21 protein-coding genes are annotated in these 24,261 nt (G+C 53.4%); 13 read left to right on the forward strand and 8 right to left on the reverse strand.

Going from position 1 to position 24,261, the window contains the following annotated elements; genetic code table 11:
• The first annotated feature begins 152 nt into the window (after nucleotides 1-152).
• Together gabD and H0S68_RS15290 are read left to right on the forward strand one after the other, a co-directional pair.
• Nucleotides 153-1,628: an NADP-dependent succinate-semialdehyde dehydrogenase gene (gene gabD / locus H0S68_RS15285; protein ID WP_020827618.1), complete on the forward strand. Its 1,476-nt coding sequence runs from the start codon at nucleotides 153-155 to the stop codon at nucleotides 1,626-1,628.
• Nucleotides 1,629-1,709: 81 nt separating this feature from the next.
• Nucleotides 1,710-2,078 carry a glyoxalase superfamily protein gene (locus tag H0S68_RS15290; protein ID WP_020827619.1) on the forward strand — a complete coding sequence of 123 codons (369 nt, stop codon included), beginning with the start codon at nucleotides 1,710-1,712 and terminating at the stop codon, nucleotides 2,076-2,078.
• A 12-nt stretch (nucleotides 2,079-2,090) separates the two neighbouring features.
• Here H0S68_RS15290 and H0S68_RS15295 read toward each other — a convergent pair whose 3' ends face one another.
• Entirely contained in the window at nucleotides 2,091-2,501 is a 411-nt protein-coding gene (locus H0S68_RS15295) for a cupin domain-containing protein (protein WP_410528820.1), read from the reverse strand.
• 120 nt (nucleotides 2,502-2,621) lie between these two features.
• Nucleotides 2,622-3,611 carry an aldo/keto reductase gene (locus H0S68_RS15300; RefSeq protein WP_046373192.1) on the reverse strand — a complete coding sequence of 330 codons (990 nt, stop codon included), beginning with the start codon at nucleotides 3,609-3,611 and terminating at the stop codon, nucleotides 2,622-2,624.
• A gap of 459 nt (nucleotides 3,612-4,070) precedes the next feature.
• Between H0S68_RS15300 and H0S68_RS15305 the strand changes: the two genes are divergently transcribed.
• Together H0S68_RS15305 and H0S68_RS15310 are read left to right on the forward strand one after the other, a co-directional pair.
• Nucleotides 4,071-6,446 (forward strand): glucose/quinate/shikimate family membrane-bound PQQ-dependent dehydrogenase, encoded by a 2,376-nt coding sequence (locus H0S68_RS15305; RefSeq protein ID WP_020827622.1) that lies wholly within the window; start codon nucleotides 4,071-4,073, stop codon nucleotides 6,444-6,446.
• Between the two features lie 322 nt (nucleotides 6,447-6,768).
• Nucleotides 6,769-6,963 (forward strand): hypothetical protein, encoded by a 195-nt coding sequence (locus H0S68_RS15310; protein WP_044552266.1) that lies wholly within the window; start codon nucleotides 6,769-6,771, stop codon nucleotides 6,961-6,963.
• Nucleotides 6,964-6,975: 12 nt separating this feature from the next.
• Here the strand turns inward: H0S68_RS15310 and H0S68_RS15315 are convergent, their stop codons facing one another.
• Nucleotides 6,976-8,232, reverse strand: coding sequence for an MFS transporter (locus tag H0S68_RS15315; protein WP_198640076.1), 1,257 nt, complete (start codon nucleotides 8,230-8,232; stop codon nucleotides 6,976-6,978).
• An 81-nt stretch (nucleotides 8,233-8,313) separates the two neighbouring features.
• Nucleotides 8,314-9,621 carry an alpha-glucosidase/alpha-galactosidase gene (locus H0S68_RS15320; protein ID WP_020827625.1) on the reverse strand — a complete coding sequence of 436 codons (1,308 nt, stop codon included), beginning with the start codon at nucleotides 9,619-9,621 and terminating at the stop codon, nucleotides 8,314-8,316.
• 200 nt (nucleotides 9,622-9,821) lie between these two features.
• Here H0S68_RS15320 and H0S68_RS15325 point away from each other — a divergent pair, with 200 nt between their 5' ends.
• Nucleotides 9,822-10,679, forward strand: coding sequence for an AraC family transcriptional regulator (locus H0S68_RS15325; RefSeq protein ID WP_020827626.1), 858 nt, complete (start codon nucleotides 9,822-9,824; stop codon nucleotides 10,677-10,679).
• 3 nt (nucleotides 10,680-10,682) lie between these two features.
• Here H0S68_RS15325 and H0S68_RS15330 read toward each other — a convergent pair whose 3' ends face one another.
• The 3 genes from H0S68_RS15330 to H0S68_RS15340 form a co-directional block, all read right to left on the reverse strand.
• Nucleotides 10,683-12,146: an EmmdR/YeeO family multidrug/toxin efflux MATE transporter gene (locus tag H0S68_RS15330; RefSeq protein ID WP_020827627.1), complete on the reverse strand. Its 1,464-nt coding sequence runs from the start codon at nucleotides 12,144-12,146 to the stop codon at nucleotides 10,683-10,685.
• 145 nt (nucleotides 12,147-12,291) lie between these two features.
• Nucleotides 12,292-12,654, reverse strand: coding sequence for a diacylglycerol kinase (locus H0S68_RS15335; protein ID WP_020827628.1), 363 nt, complete (start codon nucleotides 12,652-12,654; stop codon nucleotides 12,292-12,294).
• Between the two features lie 228 nt (nucleotides 12,655-12,882).
• Nucleotides 12,883-14,007 (reverse strand): N-acetyltransferase, encoded by a 1,125-nt coding sequence (locus tag H0S68_RS15340; protein ID WP_410528821.1) that lies wholly within the window; start codon nucleotides 14,005-14,007, stop codon nucleotides 12,883-12,885.
• 790 nt (nucleotides 14,008-14,797) lie between these two features.
• On the opposite strand from H0S68_RS15340, the gene H0S68_RS15345 reads away from it, so the two are divergent.
• Genes H0S68_RS15345 through spt form a run of 4 tightly spaced genes read left to right on the forward strand, consistent with a single transcriptional unit; the run spans nucleotide 14,798 to nucleotide 18,900 of the window.
• Complete coding sequence (locus H0S68_RS15345) at nucleotides 14,798-16,537, forward strand: fatty acyl-AMP ligase (protein ID WP_232103194.1); 1,740 nt, start codon at nucleotides 14,798-14,800, stop codon at nucleotides 16,535-16,537.
• Entirely contained in the window at nucleotides 16,534-17,448 is a 915-nt protein-coding gene (locus tag H0S68_RS15350) for an NAD-dependent epimerase/dehydratase family protein (protein ID WP_410528822.1), read from the forward strand. The genes H0S68_RS15345 and H0S68_RS15350 overlap by 4 nt, the downstream gene beginning before the upstream one ends.
• 32 nt (nucleotides 17,449-17,480) lie before the next feature.
• Nucleotides 17,481-17,741: an acyl carrier protein gene (locus tag H0S68_RS15355; RefSeq protein ID WP_020827632.1), complete on the forward strand. Its 261-nt coding sequence runs from the start codon at nucleotides 17,481-17,483 to the stop codon at nucleotides 17,739-17,741.
• Entirely contained in the window at nucleotides 17,728-18,900 is a 1,173-nt protein-coding gene (gene spt / locus H0S68_RS15360; RefSeq protein ID WP_410528823.1) for a serine palmitoyltransferase, read from the forward strand. Before H0S68_RS15355 ends, spt begins: the two co-directional genes overlap by 14 nt.
• A gap of 127 nt (nucleotides 18,901-19,027) precedes the next feature.
• On the opposite strand, the gene H0S68_RS15365 is transcribed toward spt, so the two are convergent.
• Nucleotides 19,028-19,759 (reverse strand): thymidylate kinase, encoded by a 732-nt coding sequence (locus H0S68_RS15365; RefSeq protein WP_122079761.1) that lies wholly within the window; start codon nucleotides 19,757-19,759, stop codon nucleotides 19,028-19,030.
• A gap of 373 nt (nucleotides 19,760-20,132) precedes the next feature.
• On the opposite strand from H0S68_RS15365, the gene H0S68_RS15370 reads away from it, so the two are divergent.
• The 4 genes from H0S68_RS15370 to H0S68_RS15385 all read left to right on the forward strand — a co-directional run bounded on the left by H0S68_RS15370 (nucleotide 20,133) and on the right by H0S68_RS15385 (nucleotide 24,246).
• Nucleotides 20,133-20,843 carry a hypothetical protein gene (locus tag H0S68_RS15370; RefSeq protein ID WP_232807852.1) on the forward strand — a complete coding sequence of 237 codons (711 nt, stop codon included), beginning with the start codon at nucleotides 20,133-20,135 and terminating at the stop codon, nucleotides 20,841-20,843.
• A gap of 30 nt (nucleotides 20,844-20,873) precedes the next feature.
• Complete coding sequence (locus H0S68_RS15375) at nucleotides 20,874-21,629, forward strand: hypothetical protein (RefSeq protein WP_020827636.1); 756 nt, start codon at nucleotides 20,874-20,876, stop codon at nucleotides 21,627-21,629.
• A gap of 446 nt (nucleotides 21,630-22,075) precedes the next feature.
• Nucleotides 22,076-23,413: a lipopolysaccharide biosynthesis protein gene (locus H0S68_RS15380; RefSeq protein WP_046375017.1), complete on the forward strand. Its 1,338-nt coding sequence runs from the start codon at nucleotides 22,076-22,078 to the stop codon at nucleotides 23,411-23,413.
• Nucleotides 23,410-24,246: a hypothetical protein gene (locus H0S68_RS15385; RefSeq protein WP_082144857.1), complete on the forward strand. Its 837-nt coding sequence runs from the start codon at nucleotides 23,410-23,412 to the stop codon at nucleotides 24,244-24,246. The genes H0S68_RS15380 and H0S68_RS15385 overlap by 4 nt, the downstream gene beginning before the upstream one ends.
• Nucleotides 24,247-24,261 lie beyond the last annotated feature (15 nt).

Genomic DNA, 24,261 nt, shown 5'->3' on the forward strand with positions numbered 1-24,261 from the left:
CGCGGGCGTTTTTTGTACAGAAGGTGCGAATGGCGATAAATTGATCGGTTGCCAAGGATCGGGCAAATGAAGGCGGAAAAATTTGCTAGGGTAAAGGGTAGCCGTTTGGGGTAGGTCAACCCGTGTTGAATTCTGAAAAAGGAAGATAACCGATGAGCACTAACTTCTCCGCCCGCCTGAAAGATCCCACGCTGTTCCGCGAAGCCAACTACATCGATGGACAGTGGTTGGCGGCCAAAGGCGACCAAACTATCAAGATCCACAACCCCGCCACCGGCGAGCTGGTCGGTCAGGTGCCGGCTTTGGGTGCCAAAGAAACCGCGCAGGCGATCGCCGCCGCCAAAAAAGCCCAGCCTGGTTGGCGGGCGCTGACGGCCAAAGAGCGTGCCGGCAAGCTGCGCAAACTGTTCGAACTGATGATGGAAAACCAGGAGGATCTGGCCATTATCATGACCGCCGAGCAAGGCAAGCCGTTGGCAGAAAGCCGGGGCGAAATTGCCTACGCCGCCTCCTTCATCGAGTGGTTCGCCGAAGAAGGCAAGCGGGTTTACGGCGACACCATCCCGCAGAATCTGTCCGGTCGCCGCATTATCGTGCAGAAAGAGCCGATTGGCGTTTTCGCCGCCATTACGCCGTGGAATTTCCCGGCGGCAATGATCACCCGCAAGGCCGGTCCCGGCTGGGCGGCGGGCTGTACCGGGGTGATCCGTCCCGCCAGTCAGACCCCCTTCTCGGCGTTGGCGCTCGCCGTGCTGGCCGAACGTGCAGGTTTACCGGCCGGCGTGTGCAATGTGATCACCGGTCCAAGCCAGGCTATCGGTGGCGAACTGACCGCCAACCCGGACGTACGCAAACTCTCCTTTACCGGCAGCACCGAAGTGGGTGCGCAACTGCTGGCGCAGTGTGCCCCGACCATCAAAAAAACCAGTATGGAACTGGGCGGCAATGCGCCGTTTATCGTGTTTGACGATGCCGATCTGGACGCCGCCGTCGCCGGTGCCGTCGCGTCCAAATATCGCAACGCCGGCCAGACCTGCGTTTGCACCAACCGCTTCCTGGTACAGGACGGTATTTACGACGCCTTTGCCGAAAAGCTGAAGGTGGCAGTGGCCAAGCTGAAAGTCGGTAATGGCATGGATGATGGCGTCACCATCGGCCCGTTGATTAATCCGGCCGCCGTGGAAAAAGTCAGCGAGCATATCGCAGACGCGGTGCAGCACGGCGCCTCGATACTGCTGGGCGGCAAGCCCCATGAGCTGGGCAATAACTTCTTTACGCCGACCATTCTGACCAACGTGCCGCGGCAGGCCAAAATCTTCCATGAAGAAACCTTTGGCCCGGTAGCGCCGCTGATCCGCTTCGACAGCGAAGCCGAAGCCATTGAGTTGGCCAACGATACTCCTTTCGGTCTGGCTTCTTATTTCTACAGTCGCGACATTGGCCGGGTAATGCGGGTTGCCGAAGCGCTGGAATACGGCATAGTAGGCATCAATGAAGGGCTGATTTCCACCGAAGTGGCCCCCTTCGGCGGGGTTAAAAACTCCGGACTGGGGCGTGAAGGATCGAAGTACGGTATCGAAGATTATCTCGAGATAAAGTATCTGTGCCTGGGCGGATTAGGGATCTAGCCCCCGACGCTTTTATGCGGCCCGCTCACGCGGGCCGGTAAAGCCCGATTACCTTTAGCAGCCGATCAAACGAGGTCAACAATGGAGTTATCCCCTGCCGTTCCCATTCTTCGCATCTTTTCGGTTGAAAAGGCCCGGGAGTTTTATCTGGATTTTCTCGGTTTCACGTTGGATTGGGAGCACCGTTTCAGTGAAGATCTGCCGCTGTACATGCAGATCACGCGTTCCGGTCTGAGATTGCATCTCAGTGAGCACTATGGTGACAGCACGCCGGGTTCCGCGGTGTTTATTCCCACCGAGGATATCGACGCGCTGCACCAGGAGCTATCAGCCAGGCAGTACCGCTATGCCCGGCCAGGCGTTGAAACCCTCGACTGGGGGAAAGAGCTGAACCTCACCGACCCCTTTGGCAACCGGCTGCGTTTTTGCCAGCAAATCGGCGACGCCTGACCCTTTTGGCGGCTAGCCGTTCAGGGCTGGCTTGTGGTACTGCGCGTCGCTGACCTTCTCCATCCAGTCTACCGGGCTGCCGTTTAACGATTCGGCGATGGCGATGTGGGTCATGGCGGTGTCCGGCGTCGCACCGTGCCAGTGTTTGACGTCTTCCGGGATCCGCACAATATCGCCCTGGTTCATTTCCTGGATCTCTTCACCCCACAGCTGGATCCAACCGCGCCCCTGAGTCACGATCAGCGTCTGGCCGAGCGGATGGGTGTGCCAGGCGGTACGGGCTCCGGGCTCAAAGGTCACGGTGGCGCCGCCCACGCGGGCCGGTTCGCTACCGGCAAAAGGCGCATCGATGCGAACTTTGCCGGTAAAGTACTCTTCTGGCCCCGGACGAGAAGGTTGGGAACCGCTGCGTTGAATTTTCACTTGTTTCTCCAGTTCGGCAGAGGCTGCCGACGTTAACATTGACAGGATAATTGTAGAGCGTGCGCGCCTTTTCGCCGGTCAGTGACGGCGGTTCAAAAGCTACCGCGGGCAACGGCCGCATCAACGTCCGACGTTTTGTTGCAAATGCGCCGGATAGCGATCGCCCTGAACCTCAATAACCGCGAGTGCCGCTTCAATGCTGCGCAGTTCTTCCGACGACAATGACAGCGACGCGGCCCCGAGATTTTCCTGCAGGCGATGCTGTTTGGTGGTCCCCGGGATCGGCACAATCCAGGGTTGCTGTGCCAGCAGCCAGGCCAGCGCTATCTGTGCCGGGGTGACCCCTTTTTGCTGAGCTATCTGACCCAGCACGTCCACCAGCCCCTGGTTGGCCCTGCGCGCCTGCTCGCTGAAACGCGGCACCACATTGCGGAAATCGCTGCTGTCGAAGGTGGTATTTTCGTTGATCGCCCCGGTGAGAAAACCTTTCCCCAAAGGGCTGAAAGGAACAAATCCAATGCCTAACTCTTGCAGCGTCGGCAAGATTTCCTGCTCGGGCTCCCGCCACCACAGCGAATATTCACTTTGCAACGCCGTCACCGGCTGCACCGCATGGGCACGGCGCAGCGTCTGTGCCCCCGCCTCGGACAGGCCAAAGTGCTTCACCTTCCCTTCCTGGATCAGCGCCTTCACCGTACCGGCGACGTCTTCAATCGGCACATTGGGATCCACCCGGTGCTGATAAAGCAGATCGATCGTTTCGACGTTAAGACGCTTTAACGACCCTTCCACCGCCTGGCGGATATGTTCCGGCCGGCTGTTGAGCACCTGTTTGCCATCCGGCTGCGGCAGTTCGAAACCAAACTTGGTGGCTATTACCACCCGATCACGTACCGGCGCCAGCGCCTCGCCCACCAGTGACTCATTGGTGAAGGGGCCATAAACTTCTGCGGTATCGAAAAAGGTCACGCCCTGATCCACAGCGGCTCGGATCAAGCCAATCGCCTGCTGTTTGTCGGTGGCCGGGCCATAGCCAAAGCTAAGCCCCATGCAGCCCAGTCCCAACGCTGATACCTCCAGCCCACTGTTACCCAGCTTACGTTTTTGCATTTTTCCTCCGATGTGTACGAATGGGTCACCGCTTGTGCGGGGCGACCAAGTGCGATCACTGTAAGAGGCAACCGGGCAAATAACTACGCGCTGAATATGCATGAGCTTATGAGCTCAATTCATAAACCCGCAAGGCGCTAAAAAAAAAGCACAAGGTATTCAATAAAAGCAGAATAATTAGAGTAACCTAGCCGCGCTTTGGGCGGCGCCGTCACATCCGTGCAACATCATCGAAACGGCTACGCCTGATTCAGCCCGTTTGGGCTTTATCTCTGACGAGAGCGTTTATTCAACGTCCAAAACTGTCCGCCTTATTTTTGATTGCCGCTGCCTTTTAGCCTTGGCAACAGGGGGATATGCCAGACACCGGGGATGGATTTTTGGGGAGAAACCGCGTGTTTTTTTGGATATGGCTTAATCTCTAAATCGGGGACTTTTCATTTTGGTAAGGATAATACTATGCAAAATAAAGCGTCATCATCGCCGCTCATCATCATCACGGCACTGTTCGCCGCGTTGAGTGGGCTCTATCTGCTGGGAGGCGGCATCTGGCTGGCCAAGCTCGGCGGTTCGCTGTACTACATCATCGCCGGCCTGGTACTGCTAATCACCGCCTGGTTACTGGTCCGCCGTCGTGCAACCGCTCTGTTGCTGTACGCGATCTTTTTACTCGGCACCACAATTTGGGCGCTGTGGGAAGTGGGGCCCGACTTCTGGGCACTGACGCCGCGTCTGGACGTCACCTTCTTCTTCGGCCTGTGGCTGGTACTGCCTTTTATCTATCGCAAGCTGCACGCCAGGGGCAAACTGGCCTACAGCGCGCTGAGCCTGGCGCTGGTCGTCACCGTGGTGGCGCTGGCCTATGCGGTGTTTAATGATCCACAAGAGATCAACGGCACCCTCGAACCTGCGCAGGTAAAAGTCGAACCTCAGGCGTCAGACGCCGACTGGCCGGCCTATGGACGCACCCAGGAAGGCACGCGTTACTCTCCACTGAGCCAAATCAATGATAAAAACGTCGGCAAACTCAAGGAAGCCTGGACTTTCCAGACCGGCGACCTGAAAACCGCCAACGATCCGGGGGAAATCACCAACGAAGTGACCCCGATTAAAATCCGCGACACGCTCTATCTGTGCACCCCGCACCAGAAGCTGTTCGCACTGGACGCCGCCACCGGCAAGCAAAAGTGGCAGTTCGATCCTCAGTTGAAATTTAACCCGACCTTCCAGCACATCACCTGCCGTGGCGTCTCGTATCATGAAACGCCTGCCGCCACAGGTGCAGCCGCAGATGCCTCCCCGGCGCTGTGTGCACGACGCATTATCCTGCCGGTAAATGACGGTCGTTTGTTCGCTCTGGATGCCGATAGCGGCAAGCCTTGCGCCGACTTCGCCAATAACGGCGAGCTCAACCTGCAAAGCAATATGCCGTATGCGACGCCAGGCCATTATGAGCCAACGTCGCCGCCGGTGATCACCGACAAGGTGATTGTGATAGCCGGTGCAGTGACCGACAACTACTCCAACCGCGAGCCTTCGGGCGTGATCCGCGGTTTTGACGTCAACAGCGGCAAGCTGCTGTGGGCCTTCGATCCGGGCGCGAAAGATCCGAACGCCATTCCGGCGGACGAGCACCACTTCACCCCGAACTCCCCTAACTCCTGGGCCCCTTCAGCCTACGATGCCAAGCTGGATATCGTTTACCTGCCGATGGGCGTCACCACGCCGGACATCTGGGGTGGCGATCGCACGCCGGAAATGGAGCGTTATGCCAGCGGCCTGCTGGCACTGAACGCCACCACCGGCAAACTGGTCTGGTTCTATCAGACGGTGCACCATGACCTGTGGGATATGGACGTACCGGCACAACCGACGCTGGCGGACATTACCGATAAAAACGGTAACAAGGTGCCGGTGATTTATGTGCCGACCAAAACCGGTAACATTTTCGTTCTGAACCGCACCAATGGCGAGTTGGTGGTCCCGGCTCCGGAAAAACCGGTTCCTCAGGGGCCAGCCAAGGGCGACCGTCTGTCACCGACCCAGCCTTTCTCTGAGCTGACTTTCCGTCCAGAGAAAAAACTGACCGGCGCGGACATGTGGGGTGCCACCATTTATGACCAACTGGTTTGCCGGGTGATGTTCCACAGCCTGCGTTACGAAGGCACCTTCACGCCGCCTTCCGAGCAGGGCACGCTGGTGTTCCCGGGTAACCTGGGCATGTTCGAATGGGGTGGTCTGTCTGTAGATACCGACCGTCAGGTGGCTATCGCCAACCCTATCGCCTTGCCGTTTGTTTCCAAACTGATCCCACGCGGTCCGGGCAACCCGATCGAGCCTGACGAAAATGACAAAGGCGGATCCGGCACCGAGTCCGGCGTTCAACCGCAGTATGGCGTACCGTTCGGCGTAACGCTGAATCCGTTCCTGTCGCCGTTTGGCCTGCCGTGCAAACAGCCGGCCTGGGGCTATATTTCCGCCGTGGACTTGAAAACCAACGACATCGTGTGGAAAAAACGTATCGGTACCGTACGCGACAGTTCTCCGCTGCCGTTACCGTTCAAAATGGGCATGCCGATGTTGGGCGGGCCGGTGTCCACCGCCGGTAACGTCTTCTTCATTGGCGCAACCGCGGACAACTATCTGCGCGCCTTCAGCGTGACCAACGGTGAAAAACTGTGGGAAGCGCGGCTGCCGGCCGGTGGCCAGGCAACGCCAATGACCTATGAGGTCAACGGCAAGCAGTACGTGGTGATTTCCGCCGGCGGTCATGGTTCGTTCGGCACCAAGCTGGGTGACTATATTGTCGCTTACGCCTTGCCAGACGAGAAATAATCGCAGAGGATAGTCTTGTCACAGAGCACGCCGGATGGCGTGCTCTGTCATTTTAAAACCACAGTAAAAAGCTTTCCCACCGCCCATCCTCGTCCTGCAATAAAATTTCACGCCAAGTATTGATAATGATTATCATTCGCAATATTATATCTGCGTTGGCCCCGGCAGTGGCCGACAATCATCTTCATATCGCAAGCAGTAACCGGCGGCCGCCTTCGGGCGGCCCTATTTGGAGGCACATGGTCGAGCACAAACACCGGCAAGAAAGCAGCATCGCCCCCCTGCGGGCACCCCCGGTCTACCTCAGCACGGAGACGCCAGAATGAGCCAACAGCCGTTAACCGCCATGCTGATGTTGATTTACGTGCTGCTGATGGTTCCGGCACTGTTCGCCATCGATAGTCGTCTGAGCGCCACCCGCTGGGGCCACAGTCGCCTGATGCGCAAGACGCTGCAAACCGGGTTTATCATTGTCCTGACGCTGCTGTTTTTTAGCCTTATGACGCTGCTGTATTGAGTTGAGCCGGCACTAATTCGCCGCAACCGGCAGTGTGCCCTCCTGCTTGACTACCGCGACCTTACCGCTAAGGGCAAAGGCTGAAATCAACGTGAACAGCAACGCAATGCAGCCGAGGATCAGGTAAGAGGTTTTGAAACCGTAATTGACGTACATCAGGCCTGCCGCATAGGACATACCGATGGCCGAGAGCTGCTTGAAGAAGCAAAAGCCCCACAGGTATATCGAGGCCGAAAGGTTAACGTTAAACTGGGTGGTGATGTATTTGAAAATGCCCACCAACAGGAACGGCACCTCAAACATATGCAGGGTTTTGAGGATAATGACCGCGGCGACCGAATCCGCCTGCGATGAACCAATAATCCGCACCGACATAATCACCCCAGCTATCAACAGCGCGTTCTTGCCGCCAATGCGATTAATGATCAACGGCGCAAAGAACATGATGAAAGCGTTAAGAAACTCGCCCAGCGTCGTTACATAACCAAACGCCTGCGTTCCCGCATGTCGGTCGCTGAAAAACGACGTAAAGAAGTTGGCGAACTGCTGATCAAAGACGTCATACACGCAGGCTACGCCCACGATATACATCACCAGACACCAGAATTTGCGCATTTTCAGCAGGTTCAACGCCGACTTTAACTTGATGGGTTTGTGGTTTAACGCCAAGCCGTCCGCCACCGCCAGCGTGCTGCTCCGATCGGGTTTAAACAAATACAGCAAACCGGCCAGGATCAGCGCAAAGCTGGAGGCTAACCAAAACGCGAACTGGTTGTTGATGGTAAACATATAGCCGACGATCGAGGCGCATATGGCCCAGCCGATACAGCCGAACAACCGGGCGCGGCCATACTCGAACTGACTGCGTCGGCTCACTTTTTCGATATAAGCTTCAATGGCCGGTGAACCGCCGCTGCACACCAGCCCCAGGTAAACCCCGCACAGCAAGGCCCCCCAAACAAAATGGCTTTGCAGCAGCGGCGAAAACACATAAATAAACAGCGGCGCCAGAAACAGCAGCAGGAAGATGATCATCCACAGCAGGTGTTTCTTCAGGCCAAATTTGTCGGTGACAAAACCGAAAATCGGCTGAAACACCAGGGCAAACAGCGCCATACAGGCAAACACCAACCCGGTTTGCTGCTGGTCAAGCTGGTTGACGTCATGCAGCCAGATAGGAAAGAACGGCAGCACCGCCCCCATGATGAAAAAGTAGAAAAAACAGAAGGCCCCAAAGATCCAAAAATTCTTGTTTCTCAAATAAAACATGGCTCACCACCCTATTTTTGATGGCGCAGGAAGCCCCGCGCCTTGTGCGTTTTGAGGAGGAGATACGGTTAAATTCGACGATCAGTGATAGGCAGGGAGCCAACTGCCGTGAGCCTCAATCAGCTCGTCGCACAGCTTACGTATATCATCAATGGAAAGCTCGGCGGAGGTATGTGGGTCCAACAGCGCCGCATGGTAAATCGCGTCGCGTTTGCCGGTCACCGCCGCTTCAATGGTCAATAGCTGGGTATTGATATTGGTGCGGTTCAGCGCCGCCAGTTGCTCGGGTAAATGGCCAACGTAACAAGGGCTGATCCCCTGCCCATCCACCAGACAAGGCACTTCTACGCAGGCCTCTGCCGGCAAGTTGGTGATGAGACCGGTGTTGAGCACGTTGCCGCCAATCTTGTACGGCCGGTCGGTCTCCATCGCTTCGATAATGTATGAGGCATATTCGTGGGTACGGGAATGCGTCAGGTTAGCGTCGTGGGTCAACGCCAGCTTGCGTTGCTGCCACTGGTCGATTTGCTCGATACAACGGCGCGGATACTCGTCGAGAGGAATATTGAAGCGCTCAATCAGTTCCGGATAATGACGTTTAATCCAATACGGCATGTATTCGGCATTATGCTCGGAAGATTCAGTGACGTAATAACCAAAGGTTTTCATGATTTCATGGCGTACCATGTCGTCATGCTTGCCCTGCAGCGCGTTGGCGCGACGTTTGATTTCCGGGTACAGATCCTCGCCGTGACGGCGAACGTCCAGCAGCCAGGCCATGTGGTTGATGCCGGCAATGTGAAACTGTACGTCGTCGGTAGGCATATCGACGCTTTTCAGCAAGGTCTCCGCACACACCTGAACGCTGTGACATAACCCCACCGTTTTCACCCCGGTATGGCGCAGCATGGCTCCGGTTAAGGCCGCCATTGGGTTGGTGTAGTTCAGCAACCAGGCATCCGGACAGACCGCCTCAATGTCCCGGGCAAAATCAAACAGCACCGGAATGGTACGCAGCGCGCGGAAGATGCCGCCGATGCCCAGGGTATCGGCAATGGTCTGCTGCAGGCCGTACTTTCTGGCGATGGTGAAATCGGTGATGGTGCAGGGATCGTAGCCGCCGACCTGAATGGCATTTACCACGTAATTAGCGTTTTTCAGTGCCGCCCGGCGGTTTTCTACCCCGAGATAAGGGGTGATCTTCGCCCTGCCCGCATTAATATTGCGGTTGATATTGCTCAGCATGGCGAAAGATTCATTGAGACGAGCGCTGTCAATGTCGTACAGCGCAATATCCACCTCTTTCAGGGCCGGCGTTGCCATGATGTCGCCGAGAACGTTCTTGGCGAAAATGGTGCTGCCTGCCCCCATAAAAGTCACTTTAATCATCGTATTTCTCCGCTGCTGTGGTTTTCGATAAGCTGAAACTACGCGGCAACGCATTCGCAATATAGGGATAAATGTGACCTTGTTATGGCGAAAAATGACGCAGCATGAAAACTGTGAGCCAGGTCTGGATCTGAAGATCGCCCCACCGCCGTGCCACGACTACACTGCTACAGTAAGCGAAAACACAGGGGCCATGACTGATGCATAAGAGTTTTACTCTGAGTCGTACCGACAATATCGAGCTGAACCTGTACCAGTATGGCGAGGAGAACTGTGACAAGGGGCACAGCTTTGGACCGGCGGTACGCCAACACTATTTATTTCATTATGTGATAAGCGGTACCGGGGTACTGAGCAGCGAATATGGCTCTTTTCCGGTGGTGGCCGGAGAAGGTTTTTTGATCCACCCGCACGACGTGACCACCTATCGCGCCGACTCTAAAGATCCCTGGCATTATATGTGGCTGGAAGTCGACGGGCTGGTGGCCGGCAAGATTTTTGAAGAGTGCCGCCTGAGCCGCCAGTTGCCGATTTATCGTCCCCGCCAGAACGAAGACGCCCCTCTGGCGCTGCGCTATCTGCGGCAACTCATTAGCCATGGTGATGAACATCGGTTAAAAACGCTGGGCCTGAGCTATCTGTTTTTTTCTTCGCTGATTGATAACGCTTTGCAAAGCATCGCCGAGCCGCCAAGCGACAAGGCGCAGCATCTGCGCAAGGCGGTAAAACTCATTGAAAACCGCTACCATGAACCCCTCACCATTGAACGCCTGGCCGCCTACTGCAACATCAACCGCAGTTACCTGTGTCGGCTGTTTAAAGGCACTTACGGCATTGGGCCAAAGGAATATCTGCTGAACTTCCGCATGAACATCGCCGCCAGCCTGCTGTGCAATAGCCAGACGTCAATCAAGGTGGTGGGAATTTCGGTGGGGTATGAAAACCAACTGCACTTCTCCAAGGCCTTTAAACAGGTCCACGGCCTCTCGCCGGCCAAATGGCGTCTGGAGAATAGTCAGGCATCATCGGTGCCGGGCGAAGTAACAGCGAACGCCTGATCCTTACTCGCCGCTTTTCTCTGCGCGGATATTTTCCGCCAGCGAGTTCGATTTTATGCGCGGGTATTTCCACAGCCACCGTCCGCTGACCATACGCCAGTAGAACAAGACACCGCGTACCGCCCAATCCATAAACATCCCCAGCCAGACGCCAACCACGCCCATGCCCAGCATGATGCCCAGCGTATAACCGGCAACCACGCGGCAACCCCACATGCCCAGCATCGACACCCACATCGCAAAACGGGCGTCGCGCGCGCCCTTCAAACCGGCGGGCAACACCCATGACGCCGCCCAGATAGGCATAAAGGCGGCATTGAGCCAGAGCAACACCTTTACCACCTCCTTCACGTCGTCTTGTTGGGTATAAAACGAGGCGAATACCCCCGCCAGGGGCGCCGTGCCCCAGGCAATCACCGTCAGCCCTATCGTTGCCAGCCAGAAAATGTGGCGCAATTGGCGCTCCGCCTGAGCTATTTGCCCTTTGCCCAGCCGTTTTCCCACAATAATGGTCGATGCCGACCCCAGAGCGTTGCCCGGAAGGTTAATCAACGACGCGACAGAAAAAGCGATGAAATTGCCGGCGATAACGTTGGTGCCCATGCCGGCAACAAACATTTGGGTCAATAACTTGCCGCCGTTGAACAACACCGATTCGATGCTGGCAGGAATACCTATCCCCAGCACTTCCCACAGGATGGTCAGCTTCAACGGGGTAAAGTAACTTTTCAGCGTGATGTGCAGCGCCGGATTAAAGCCGATCATCAGGACATAAACGATCGCGATGGCGCCAATATAGCGGGAAATGGTTAACCCCAGCCCGGCCCCGACAAACCCCAGCCCGTGCCAGCCCAGCATGCCGTAAATCAGTATGCTGCTGATGATGATATTCAGAATATTCATGCCGCCGTTGATCAACAGCGGGATTTTGGTGTTGCCTGCACCGCGCAACGCCCCGCTGCCAATCAACGCAATGGCGGCGGCCGGGTAGCTCCACACCGTGGTTTGCAGATAAGACAGCGCCAACGCCTTTACCTCCGGCGTGGCGGCACCGGCGATCACATCAATAATCTGTTCGCCCGCCAAATGAATGCCGATCGCCAAGGCAAAGGCCACCAGGGTCATTAGCACCAGCGACTGGCGTGCAGCCGCTCGCGCTCTTTTTCTGTCCCGCTTGCCGAGGCTAAAGGCCACCACCACCGTGGTGCCCAGATCCACCGCGGCGAAGAACGAGATGATTACCATGTTGAAGCTGTCCGCCAGCCCCACCCCGGCCATCGCCTCTTTGCCGATCCAGCTCACCAAAAAGGTGCTCAGCACCCCCATCAGCAAGACGCAGGCGTTCTCCATAAAGATCGGCACCGCCAGCGGCGTGATCTCACGCCAAAACAGCACGCGATAGCTTTTGCGTTTAGGATACCAGGGCGTATTTTCCACGCGCTGGCGCAGGGCGGCGTATAAGTTCAAGATCGGCTCATGAGATAAAAGTGAAACAACATTTCAAATAATGAGCGACAGAACGTTATCCTGCAAAGAATATTTTGCTTCCTTGATGAAGGCAGCCGAAAGCTGGCGTTTCTTCCGGAAAACCCGGGTGCCCCGAGGGTATTAATCAGCCCAACAAGACCACCAGCCAAAGCATTATCGTCATCACCACCGCAACCAACTGCGCAGCACCGCCCAAATCCTTGGCCCGCTTGGATAAGGGATGTATCTCCAGAGAAATGCGATCGACAACGCTCTCAATGGCAGTATTAAGCAACTCAACAACCAGTAAAATGAAGCTGCTGGCAATCAATAACATCCTTTCTACTTTTGTAATATCTAAAGTAAATGTAACAACCAGTAATATTACGTTAATCACCAGCAATTGACGGAAAGCATCTTCGGTAAAAACGGCATCAACAAGGCCCGCCAGTGAGTTTTTTATGCTACTTATTAAGCGATTTATTCCTTTTTTCTTTTCAAAGGACATGCATCTTACTCTTATAAAAACCGGGTGATTTTTAATACCAATCAATAACGCACAGTAACTTATAACGAAATTGGTTAATGAAATTAAATAATCACCCGTGTGACATTGTTTTTCCGGCAACGTTGAATCGCCAACAACCAAAAGGCAATTTTGGCCATAGGTATTCTCTGAGCGCAGTGCGTTTTACATCCTGTGAAGGGCCGATAAAATCAGCGTCTTGCCGAGGGGTTAGAGTTGTTTTTCATATAAGCGATAACGCTTGTAAGGCACCGCGCCAATTCGCTCCAGGATGGTGCGCATGCCGGTATTCGACTCTAATATCCAGGACATCTCCAGCGCATCAATAGCGCGTTTCTCGAAGGGGTCATGTAACGCTTCGATCAGCAATAGTGCAATAATCGGCCCTATTCGGCTGAATTGATATTCCTGGCGAACGCCCATCAGCGGCACCCTCGCGGTACGCACCCCGCTCACTTTCAAACGCCACAACAGCTTCGCCCAGCCAAAGGGAAATAAACTGCCGTTGAGATCGGCAATTGCCTCGTTGATATTGGGCAAACCGACGATGAAAGCGCAGGGTACTGAATCGACCTCGGCAATATAAATCATGTCATCAGGCACCAGGAACTTCAGCTGATCGCCCATGGTGGCAAACTCATGCTCGGTGAAAGGCACAAATCCCCAGTTATCCTGCCAACCGGAATTGAAAATTTCGCGCAGCACCTGCATTTCCTCGCTAAACCTTTTGCGATTGAGGCGGCGCAGGGTCACTTTTTTACGCACCTGACTCATCATTTTGGCCAGGGAAGGCGAAAAATGCAGGTCCGTGCGCTTCATCCAATAAGCCAACAAATCTATGCCCTGCGTATATCCCTGGCGCTCCAGATTGGCTGCGTAGTAGGGTTTGGCATGCGTCATCAGCGCCGACGGCGGCGTATCAAACCCTTCGACCAACAGGCCACTTTCCTGATTGATATTAAGACTGAAGGGACCGGTGATTTTTAATGCGCCCTTAGACCTCAGCCAAGCTTCTGCCGCGGCAAATAACGCGCTAAAAACCGCCGGATCCTCGATGGCATCGATCATGCCAAAGTGACCGGTATCCTCGCCGTAGCGTTCGCGGTGCAAAGCGTCAATTTGAGCGGTTATCCGCCCGACCACCTTGCCCTCTTTTTTGGCTACCCATGCCTGCCATTCTATATGGTCAGTCCCAGGATTCTTCTTAGAGAGATGTTCTTCGCGCTCTAAATACAAAGGGTCAATCCAATTAGGATCGTCACGAAACAGGGAGGAAGGAAAAGCGATAAATGCCTTAAGATCACGCTTATCGAGGACTTGCTCAATATGAATCATAAATAACCTTACAATTTAGTGACATGCTCAAAAAAAGAACGTTATAACGCCAGTGATATTTTCTGAAATGAGATCCGCTCTCGGTTATGACTTATCGCTTTAAGAGATAAGAAAAATCAATTAATACCTATTATCCTGCAGGATGTTACCCGAGCAGAGTTTCCACTGACACGTGCTGTTCTTTATCAAAAGTGATGCCAGACAGAGGCGTGAGTGATCTGAGCAAATTATGCTTTTTATTATTTCGTGCTATTTCCAGCAAAGAAAAACCAATCGTTTTTTAGTTTACTAATTCTGGTCTGGAGACGCATTGGCATATTTTAACATTAAATGCTTTTTCTATCCCTGGGGTTAAATGAGGCTTTCACTTTTGTCCGTCTTCCGGATACTGTTTAGGATATGTTTAAGTACGGAGATAGCCATGCGCAAGATCAGATCATATGAATCGCCGATTATTGCCTTCCGGAAATGTGTCGATAACAGGCACCCGGTCAAGGCTGTCGGGCAAAGGATGGAGATATCAGGAGCTGGCTGTGACAGCACCTATATCCGCCGTTCTTCTGTCATGGTCCTCACATGAAAAAGACCAGGTAATATCCACGGCTAATCCCTCGCCTTTAGTTCTAAGTAGACATGCTGGTTATTAATTCCAGGGTGATCTGTTTGTGGAATGAAAGAAAATGATTGAATAACAAATATATTCAAAACATTTTCATTGTAAAAACATTAACTCTCTCGCCAATAGTCGTTTATCTCTTTTGGTGATTTTTACTCTATGGCTAATTTGTATATGTCTGAAACAAGCTCCACTCATTCTCTTCCAATGCGTTATGCAGATTTCCCCACTCTGGTGGAGGCATTAGATTATGCAGCGCAGGGCAGTACAGGAATGAACTTTTACGATCGTCGTAATCAGCTCGTGGCCGTACTGGAATATCGCACGCTGAAACAGCGCGCGATAGTGGGTGCGCGGCGCCTGTTATCCCTGAACCTCAATAAAGGCGATCGGGTTGCACTTATCGCGGAAACCAGCGCGGGTTTCGTCGAGGCTTTTTTTGCCTGCCAATATGCCGGTTTGGTTGCCGTGCCCCTGGCCATTCCTATGGGGGTCGGGCAACGGGACTCTTATACCATCAAGCTTCAGGGCCTGATCAACAGCTGTAAACCTGCCGCCATTATCAGCAGCGAAGAATGGGTACCGCTGATCAGCTCTGCGACCCTGGATGCACCGCCAACCCATATTCTCAGCGACGCAGATTTTAACGCTCTGCCTGAGCGGGATGTGGAGCTGCAGACACCGTCGCCCAACGATATTGCCTATCTCCAATACACATCGGGCAGCACTCGCTTTCCACGCGGGGTGATCATTACCCAGCGTGCGGTGATGTCTAACCTGCGCGTGATTAGCCATGATGGGATCAAACTGCGTGCGGGCGATCGCTGTGTTTCCTGGCTGCCCTTCTATCACGATATGGGCCTGGTCGGTTTCCTGCTTACCCCAGTGGCGACTCAGCTGTCCGTCGACTATTTGCGTACGCAAGATTTTGCCATGCGTCCAATGCAATGGTTAAAACTGATCGCCAAAAATCGCGGCACCGTGTCGGTCGCTCCGCCGTTTGGCTACGATTTATGCCTGCGCTACAGCAACAACAAAGAGATCACCGAGTTGGATCTCTCCAGTTGGCGCGTGGCCGGCGTAGGGGCTGAACCTATTCCGTCAGATTTACTCTCTCAGTTCGCTGAGCACTTCGGCCATCTTAACTTTGACCGCAAGGCGCTGATGCCCTGCTATGGTTTGGCCGAGAACACCCTGGCGGTCAGTTTCTATGACGAAGCTTCCGGTGCGCCCATCAACCAGGTCGACCGCGACATTTTGGAATACGAAGGTAAGGCGGTAGCCCCCGGCAAAAAAACGCGGGTCACATCGACCTTTGTCAATTGCGGCAAGCCACTGCCCGGTCACCGTATCGAAATTCGCAGCGAAACCGGGCTCCCGCTGCCAGAGCGGCAGGTCGGGCGTATTTGTATCTCCGGCCCCAGTCTGATGAATGGCTATTTCCGCGACGATGCGTCTCAACAGCAAATCCAGACAAGCGGCTGGATGGATACCGGTGACCTGGGCTATCTGCTGGACGGCTACCTGTACGTCACCGGCCGCAAGAAAGATTTGATCATCATTCGTGGTCGTAACATTTGGCCGCAGGATATTGAATATGTTGCGGAATCCGAGCCGGAAATCCGCTCTGGCGACGCCATTGCCTTCGTGACCGAAGAGCACGGTGACGGCGCCAGAATCATTCTGCAAATCCAGTGTCGAGTGAGCTCTGAAGATCGTCGGGAGCAAATCGTCCACACGCTGAGCGCCCGAATTCAAAGCGAGTTCGGCATTGCGGTGGATATTGAGCTGTTGCCGCCCCACAGCATTCCCCGCACCTCTTCGGGGAAACCTGCCCGTGCGGAGGCCAAGAAGCGCTGGCTGACCACCTCCATCTGCCCGTCGATGCAGCAACTGGCAGGCTTTGCGCAATGACAGGCACCGTGGCAGTCACTGGCGTAACCGGCTTTATTGGCCGGCATATCGTTCAGAATCTGCTTTCCCGTGGTTTTACCGTGCGCGCCCTCACCCGGCGCGCAGGTCAAACCGCCCCCCCTAATCTGACCTGGATCCAGGGGGCGCTGGAGGATCAGGACTCGCTCATCGAGCTGGTTCGCGGAGCTGAATTCGTGGTGCATTGTGCGGGCCAGGTGCGGGGAGGCACGGAAGAAACCTTCACCCGGTGTAATGTCAGCGGCAGCCAACACCTGATGCAGGCGGCCAGACAAAGCGGCAGTTGCAAGCGCTTCCTGTTTATCTCTTCTCTTGCCGCTCGCCATCCGGAGCTGTCCTGGTATGCCAATTCAAAACACGTTGCTGAACAACGGCTAACCGCTATGGCTGCGGATATTTCACTGGGCATTTTTCGCCCCACCGCGGTTTACGGGCCCGGCGATAAAGAGCTTAAGCCGATATTCAGCTGGCTTCTGCGCGGCGTGCTTCCACGGCTGGGCGCAGCGGAAGCAAAGCTGACGTTCCTTCACGTGAGCGATTTAGCCGAAGCCGTAAGCCAGTGGCTATTGGCCCCTGGCCCGCAGACGCAAACGTATGAACTTTGCGACGGGGTTGCCGGCGGTTATAGCTGGCAGCGATTACGGGAAATAGGGACCACCGTACGCAATGGCCCGGTGAGGCTGGTGGGGATCCCGCTGCCCCTGCTGAAAATTTTGGCCGATGGCAGCATGTTGCTGAGCCGGTTGACCAACAAAGAACCGATGCTGACCCACAACAAAATACGGGAATTAACCTATCCGGACTGGTCTGCAAACAATCGAAGCCTGTCCGAGGATACTCATTGGGTCCCCAAGGTCAGTTTGAAGCGCGCACTGCGTGAAGGTTTATTTTAATTATCTAAATTAGAGGTTTGCCAAAAATTTTTATGCGAAATCGCGACGCTGTTATGAATTATATTCTGACTTGCCTGCAAGGTCTGGTCGAAGGCGGATTAGAAATCAAACCTGATAGCGATCTCGTCAACGATCTTGGCCTGGAGTCCATCAGAGTCCTGGATCTGCTGATGATGTTAGAAGACGAATTCGATATTTCTATTCCTATCAATATATTGCTTGATGTCAGAACGCCAGAGCAGCTGCTTGACGCTCTACTCCCTCGCCTGGAGAAAACCAATGGGTCTTTATGATAAATTTTCGCGGCTTACCCAGGATCGTAAGCAATTCCAGGCCGATGGCCTGAACCCCTTTGGCACCTGTATCGATGAGGTTTATTCGGCAACCGAAGGGCGCATTGGCAATCAGAAAATTGTTCTGGCGGGGACCAATAACTACCTGGGCCTGACCTTCGATGCGCAGGCTATTGCCGAGGGTCAGGCGGCATTAGCCGCTCAGGGCACCGGCACAACCGGCTCACGCATGGCGAACGGCAGCTATGGCTCTCACTTGCAGTTAGAGCAAGAGCTGATGGCGTTCTTTGATCGCCCTACCGCCATCGTCTTTTCCACCGGCTATACCGCGAACCTGGCGGTCATCAGTACTCTGGCAACCCCCGGCTCGGTCGTGCTGATCGACGCGGACAGCCACGCCAGTATTTATGATGCCTGCGCCCTGGGCGGCGCTGAAATCATTCGCTTCCGCCACAACGATGCCAAAGATCTGGAACGTCGCATGGTGCGCCTTGGCGAACGTGCCCGAGACGCGATCATCATCGTCGAAGGCATTTACAGCATGCTGGGCGACGTTGCTCCGCTGGTTGAAATCGTCGACATCAAACGGCGGCTCGGCGGTTATTTGCTGGTAGACGAAGCGCATTCATTCGGCGTGATGGGGACTCACGGACGGGGTCTGGCTGAAGAACTAGGCGTTGAGCAAGATGTTGATATTATTCTGGGCACGTTCAGTAAAAGCCTGGCCTCTATCGGCGGCTTTGCCGTGGGCGGCAAAGATATGGAAGTGCTGCGCTACAGCAGCCGTCCTTATATTTTTACCGCTTCGCCTTCGCCATCCAGTATCGCTTCGGTGCGCGCTTCTTTGAAAAAGATCGCGCAACATCCTGAACTGCGAAAAAAACTCTGGAGCAACGCGCATCGGCTCTATCAGGGACTGGCCAAGCTGGGCTACGAGCTGGGGCCACGCATCAGCCCGGTGGTGCCGGTGATGATTGGCTCGAAAGAAGAGGGTTTGCAATTCTGGCGCGACCTGATCGCCAAAGGTGTTTATGTCAATCTGGTGTTACCTCCGGCAGCACCGGCCGGCATAACGCTGCTGCGATGCAGCGTTAACGCCGCGCACAGTGATGAAGAGATTGATAAGATCATTGGGGCTTTTGCCGCGCTAAAAAAATAATGACGTCCCGCTGCTCATAAAACTCATGGGTAGTGTTCCCATCAAAAACACTCTTCACCTTGCCTGCCAGTGCCGAAAAAGTTATCGGCACTGGAATCAAACTTTCTGATTGCGAGAACTGAAATAATCAGTGGGTCGCTACCGATTCGCCTTCGACTACAAAGCTATATCCCTGCGCTTGCATAAATTCCGCGACGGCTTTTTCAGCGGCGGATAACACTTCATCGAGCGGTTTATTGGCATCGACATCCGCAATTTCCGCACCTTCAAAAGTGAGCAGTGGCGTAACGGCAATCTTTTTGGCTAATGCTTCTTTGCGATGATCGGGTTTACGTGCGCAAGCGACGTCCAGATCCACATTCAACTTGATCACCAGGTCTGGCTTATTATCCGCCATCCATTGAAAAGCTTTGCGTTCGCGCCCCGCCAACCATCTGACAAAATGGCTGCCTTGAGTATTTTCGGGAAATACGGTGCCATCGTAGGCGCCGGGGATTTGTACCTGCGGGAAACGGTCGGTTAATACGATCAGACCTTGTCGACGAAAAGCCAACATCCGGCGAAAACGCAGCAGCCGACGCAAAACGAAAGTGATAATGACCAAACCCGGCAACAGCCCCACCCTGGATTTTTTGGATTTCACTTTTTTAGTGTTGCGTTCGATGGCCTTGCCAACAGAATTTCCCATCAGCGGGAGTTGCGAAACCGCACGCCCGACATTTCCTGCCTGCTTACCCAGATGCACCTTCACTGCAGGACCGTATTTTTTCACATACTCAATGAGATATTCACAAACGGTAGACTTACCCGAGCCATCGCTGCCAATTACCGCAATAAGCGGCGGGGATTTTGAATTCATAATAAGATTCTCTTCTAAGACACCTGTAAAAATGTACCACTTCGAAAACGAAAAGTCGCTTAATGACGTTATCAAAGCCATGGGGAATAAATATTGCCAACCCCAGACCAAAGCACACAAAAGATTAAGAAAACAATGAAGAAACCTGTTCCATTACCCGGTGCGGCAACGCCTAATTAGCATTAAGAGCTATAAGAACAATCCCAGCTGTGGTTAGCACAAAAAAACAAGACGGACTCACCAAAACATAATCACAAATAATAAAGAAATTTGAATGGCACTGAGATAATACTCAATAAATATCTTGAACCCAAGGCTGGTTATAATACAATAGTTTCTTTGAGTTGGACCAATTATTGTGAGTCAACAGACAATGCCCATTGCTAATCATCCCCCCGTGCGCGTAATTGCAATAACGGGTTGTGATGGCTCGGGAAAATCGACCTTGGCTGCCAGTCTGGTCAATCATCTCTCATCGCAAGAACCGACAGAATTACTTTATCTCGGCCAGTCTTCGGGACGTATTGGGGAATGGATCAGCAACTTGCCGATTATTGGCGCACCCTTCGGTCGTTATTTACTGGCGAAGTCCGATCGCGTTCATGAACATCCTTCAACGCCGCCGGGTAATCTGACCACGCTGGTGATCTTTTTGTTGTCATATTGGCGCGTTTATAAGTTTCGCCGCATGCTGGCAAAAAGCCGCAGAGGGCAATTACTGGTCACCGATCGCTATCCGCAAGCGGAAGTGGCGGGTTTTCGTTTCGATGGGCCGCAGCTGGCAAAAACGGATGGCGGTAATCGCTGGGTACGCTGGTTGAGAAAACATGAGCAAAGGCTGTATCAGTGGATGGCATCATATCCGCCTTTCTTATTGATTCGTCTGGATATTGATGAAGAAACCGCATTCTCGCGCAAACCCGATCATAAACTTTCTGCGCTGCGCGAAAAGATTGCCGTCATTCCGCATCTTACTTTTAACGGCGCGAACATACTGGATTTAGATGGGCGAGAGCCGGCGGGTAAAATTCTTGATGAATCGCTGCGTGCCATTCGAACCTCCCTGGCGACACCCAAGGTTTAGTCTGCCGATAACTTATTAATACTGAAAAAAATGCAAACAGATAAATCAAATACCGCCAGCGATGCTTCATCGACCGTGATTACCGGCCTGATTGCGGTCGTGGGCAGTGACGGTACGGGGAAATCCACGCTTACCGCCGATTTGGTCAAAAACCTGCAAAAATACCGGACAACGGAACGGCGTTATTTAGGGCTGATCTCCGGTGAAGATGGCGACAAAATTAAGCGCCTGCCGGTTATTGGTGTCTGGCTTGAACGCCGCCTGGCCGCGAAGTCCGACAAGACTCAGCGCATGAGCAATAAACCGCCGGCACTCTGGGCAGCCCTGATTATGTATGGTTTTTCAGTGTGGCGTGCGGCTAATTTACGCAAAGTACAGCGTCTGGCAGAGAGCGGCGTGCTGGTGATTAGCGACCGTTTTCCGCAGGCCGAGATTTCCGGTTTTTATTATGACGGGCCGGGCATTGGCGTAGAGCGGGCAAAAGGCTGGTTAATGACTCGCTTAGCCGCACGCGAAAAACGTTTATATCAATCAATGGCCTTATGCCGCCCCGAACTTATCATTCGCCTCGATATTGATGTCGATACCGCCTTTTCACGTAAGCCCGATCACAGCTACGAAGAACTGAAGGACAAAATCTCTGCCATGGTTCGGCTGCAATATAATGGTTCCAGAATTATAGAGTTGGATGCTAAAGCGCCTTACGATGAAGTACTGGAAAAAGCGCTGAATGCAATATCCTCCGTCGCAATGATCCCTTCGCGTCCCCAGGCTTCTCTCGGATAGCGAATTCATTCATCTACAGACATGTCGATAATATCGTTCACTATTAAGATTCAGGGGTAAACAACGCTAATGTTTATTACCAAAAAAATCAGGAAAACGCACTTTTTGATCATGTTTTAAAATGAATGCCAGTACCGGAAGGATGACTAAACAGCATTGAATGGTAAAATTTTATCAGCCTGGAAAAGTATTATCGGAGAGATTTTCATGATTATATTTCAGGTGTGAAAGTTTTACCCGAGCCTGTCGCTCGCAATGTAAAATAGGGATTGAGCCGCTATCAATCCTGGTGAGAGTGTCGCCAAGCAAAACGGGCGATTCTTTACTTTTCACTCCATGAACGGATACATATCTCTGAGTTTCATCGTACCGGATATGTATGCAAGGCCAGCTTATGTCCGCTGAGCTATTGATAACCTGAAGTGGTCAGTATGGCTGGTTTTACCATGAAGCATTGGTTTTCCGATGGGGCTTTTCGTTCCATCTTACGTAACGCCGCTTATTTAGGTTCCGGCAGTGTAGCCAGCGCCCTGCTCGGGCTGCTTGCGCTTTCTTGCGCCGGCAAAGGCATGTCGCCTGAAATGTTCGGTGTTCTGGTTGTTATTCAAGCCTATACCAAAGCAGTCAGCGACTTTATCAAGTTTCAGACGTGGCAATTCGTTGTCCAATTTGGGACTCCGGCGCTGGAACGCCAAAACATTCAACGCTTTCGTGACGTCATTTCATTTTCGTTCGGTCTGGATATTGCCAGCGGCACCATTGCGGTACTGGGCGGCATGTTGCTGCTCCCTTTCCTTTCGCACGCCTTAGGGTTGGATACCGAAAGTTTCTGGCTCGCGATCCTTTACTGCACCTTAATTCCGTCGATGACGTCGTCCACCCCTACGGGAATTTTACGCGCGTTTGATCGCTTCGACCTGATTGCCGTTCAGCAGGCCATCAAGCCCTTCCTGCAGGCCGTCGGCAGCGTGCTGTCCTATTATTTTGATTGGGGATTTCCAGGGTTCATCGTCACATGGTATGCCTCCAACTTGATCGGCGGCACGCTATTTTGGTGGTTCGCCGCGCGTGAACTGCACCGCAGAGATATCCATAACGCATTGAAACCACGCCTATTCAAAACCGCACGTCGTATCGAAGGCGCCTGGAATTTCGTCTGGACCACCAATTTTGCCCATACTATTTGGGCTACCCGTAACTCGTGCAGCACGGTGTTAGTCGGCGTCGTTTTGGGGCCGGCAGCCGCCGGGCTGTTCAAAATCGCGATGACCTTCTTTGACGCCACGGGGACCCCGGCCAAGCTGCTGGAAAAAAGCTTCTACCCTGAGATCATGCGTCTGGATCCCCGAACCAGCAAACCCTGGATGCTGGGCCTCAGATCGGCGTTGTTGGCTGGAGGCATAGGTCTCGCCGTGGCGCTGCTGGTCATCGTTGTAGGTAAGCCATTAATTTCCTTTGTGTTCGGCCAGCAGTATTTGCAAGCCTATGATTTAATCCAAATCATGCTGGGCGCCATTATCGTTTCCATGCTGGGCTTCCCGCAGGAATCCTTATTGTTCATGGCGGGCAAACAGCGGGCCTTCTTGATTGTGCAGACTTTTTCTGCGATCGCCTATATAGCGCTGCTGGTGGGCATGTCTCATCTGTTTGGTGTGCAGGGTGCGGCCTTCGCTTATCTGGCAGGCCAATGTTTGGACGTTTTATTGACGCTCATACCGACGATAGGCGCTTACCGTAATCGCTATTTACTGGGATTCAATGTATCCAGAGAGAGTAATCAATGATGAATAGCAGCAACGGGAAAAAATTCTCTGCTGAAACTACGCAGTTACTGTTTATTGCCGTAGAGACGGATGACATTGTTGATGCAAATATCAGTTTGCCACAACATATTGATTTGCAATGTTCCTATGAGAGCATTCAGGATAATTACGCCCTGTGCCTGCAATTTTGGGAGGACGGTTTCACCCGACGAGAACTCCTGGGCTTAGTGAATGATTTTCTTAAGGATTCAGACTTACCCGCCGCGACGCGCATGCGCTACAAATATATTCGCGCGCGCTATAAACATTTACGCTTTGCCCAGCGTCTTTACAGCAAAAAGCACAGTGCCGGCCGCCTTTTTCACACCACCACCGTGGTGCTCGGCCATTTTCAGGACGCGTTTCGCAATGGCAACCAACAGAACCTGAAATTCTACGGCAATCTTCTTCGGCTGCTGCTCAGCAGGCCGGTCTGGTCGCTGGTGAATTATGCTTTGCGGCATATTCAGTTAGAAACCGAGAGTGATTTTATTGCCTACCGGCAGGAACAAATGCGCGCGCTCCAGGAGCTCATTGTCAACCCAGAGCTCACGGGAAAGCAGTTCCACGACGTGCGGAAAATCGTCAGCCAGCAAGTCTCTTTTTATGACACGCTGAGGTCGATAGATCCAGGCAACCGCGAGGCTCTGCAGATCTCCAGATTCCTGGCCGCGATTAACGGGCTAATGGGAGATCGCCACGATGTGATGGTGGCGGACAAGCTGGCGGGGGGGAAATCCTATGACGAACCCACAATGCTGGATGTCGATATCCGCCAACGCCTGGAGTTACTTCTCGAGCGCTATCCTATGTAACTGTTACTGGGGGGA

Source organism: Serratia sp. AXJ-M (assembly GCF_046531865.1).
Lineage (GTDB): Bacteria > Pseudomonadota > Gammaproteobacteria > Enterobacterales > Enterobacteriaceae > Serratia > Serratia liquefaciens.

Coding starts and splice junctions, on each gene's coding strand:
- H0S68_RS15325 (WP_020827626.1), top strand. CDS start 9,822: ATGCATAAGAGTTTTACTCTGAGTCGTACCGACAATATCGAGCTGAAC.
- H0S68_RS15350 (WP_410528822.1), top strand. CDS start 16,534: ATGACAGGCACCGTGGCAGTCACTGGCGTAACCGGCTTTATTGGCCGG.
- H0S68_RS15310 (WP_044552266.1), top strand. CDS start 6,769: ATGAGCCAACAGCCGTTAACCGCCATGCTGATGTTGATTTACGTGCTG.
- H0S68_RS15365 (WP_122079761.1), bottom strand. CDS start 19,759: ATGAATTCAAAATCCCCGCCGCTTATTGCGGTAATTGGCAGCGATGGC.
- H0S68_RS15340 (WP_410528821.1), bottom strand. CDS start 14,007: ATGATTCATATTGAGCAAGTCCTCGATAAGCGTGATCTTAAGGCATTT.
- H0S68_RS15385 (WP_082144857.1), top strand. CDS start 23,410: ATGATGAATAGCAGCAACGGGAAAAAATTCTCTGCTGAAACTACGCAG.
- H0S68_RS15345 (WP_232103194.1), top strand. CDS start 14,798: ATGTCTGAAACAAGCTCCACTCATTCTCTTCCAATGCGTTATGCAGAT.
- spt (WP_410528823.1), top strand. CDS start 17,728: ATGGGTCTTTATGATAAATTTTCGCGGCTTACCCAGGATCGTAAGCAA.
- H0S68_RS15290 (WP_020827619.1), top strand. CDS start 1,710: ATGGAGTTATCCCCTGCCGTTCCCATTCTTCGCATCTTTTCGGTTGAA.
- H0S68_RS15355 (WP_020827632.1), top strand. CDS start 17,481: ATGCGAAATCGCGACGCTGTTATGAATTATATTCTGACTTGCCTGCAA.
- H0S68_RS15335 (WP_020827628.1), bottom strand. CDS start 12,654: ATGTCCTTTGAAAAGAAAAAAGGAATAAATCGCTTAATAAGTAGCATA.
- H0S68_RS15375 (WP_020827636.1), top strand. CDS start 20,874: ATGCAAACAGATAAATCAAATACCGCCAGCGATGCTTCATCGACCGTG.
- gabD (WP_020827618.1), top strand. CDS start 153: ATGAGCACTAACTTCTCCGCCCGCCTGAAAGATCCCACGCTGTTCCGC.
- H0S68_RS15380 (WP_046375017.1), top strand. CDS start 22,076: ATGAAGCATTGGTTTTCCGATGGGGCTTTTCGTTCCATCTTACGTAAC.
- H0S68_RS15305 (WP_020827622.1), top strand. CDS start 4,071: ATGCAAAATAAAGCGTCATCATCGCCGCTCATCATCATCACGGCACTG.
- H0S68_RS15370 (WP_232807852.1), top strand. CDS start 20,133: ATGCCCATTGCTAATCATCCCCCCGTGCGCGTAATTGCAATAACGGGT.
- H0S68_RS15320 (WP_020827625.1), bottom strand. CDS start 9,621: ATGATTAAAGTGACTTTTATGGGGGCAGGCAGCACCATTTTCGCCAAG.
- H0S68_RS15315 (WP_198640076.1), bottom strand. CDS start 8,232: ATGTTTTATTTGAGAAACAAGAATTTTTGGATCTTTGGGGCCTTCTGT.
- H0S68_RS15300 (WP_046373192.1), bottom strand. CDS start 3,611: ATGCAAAAACGTAAGCTGGGTAACAGTGGGCTGGAGGTATCAGCGTTG.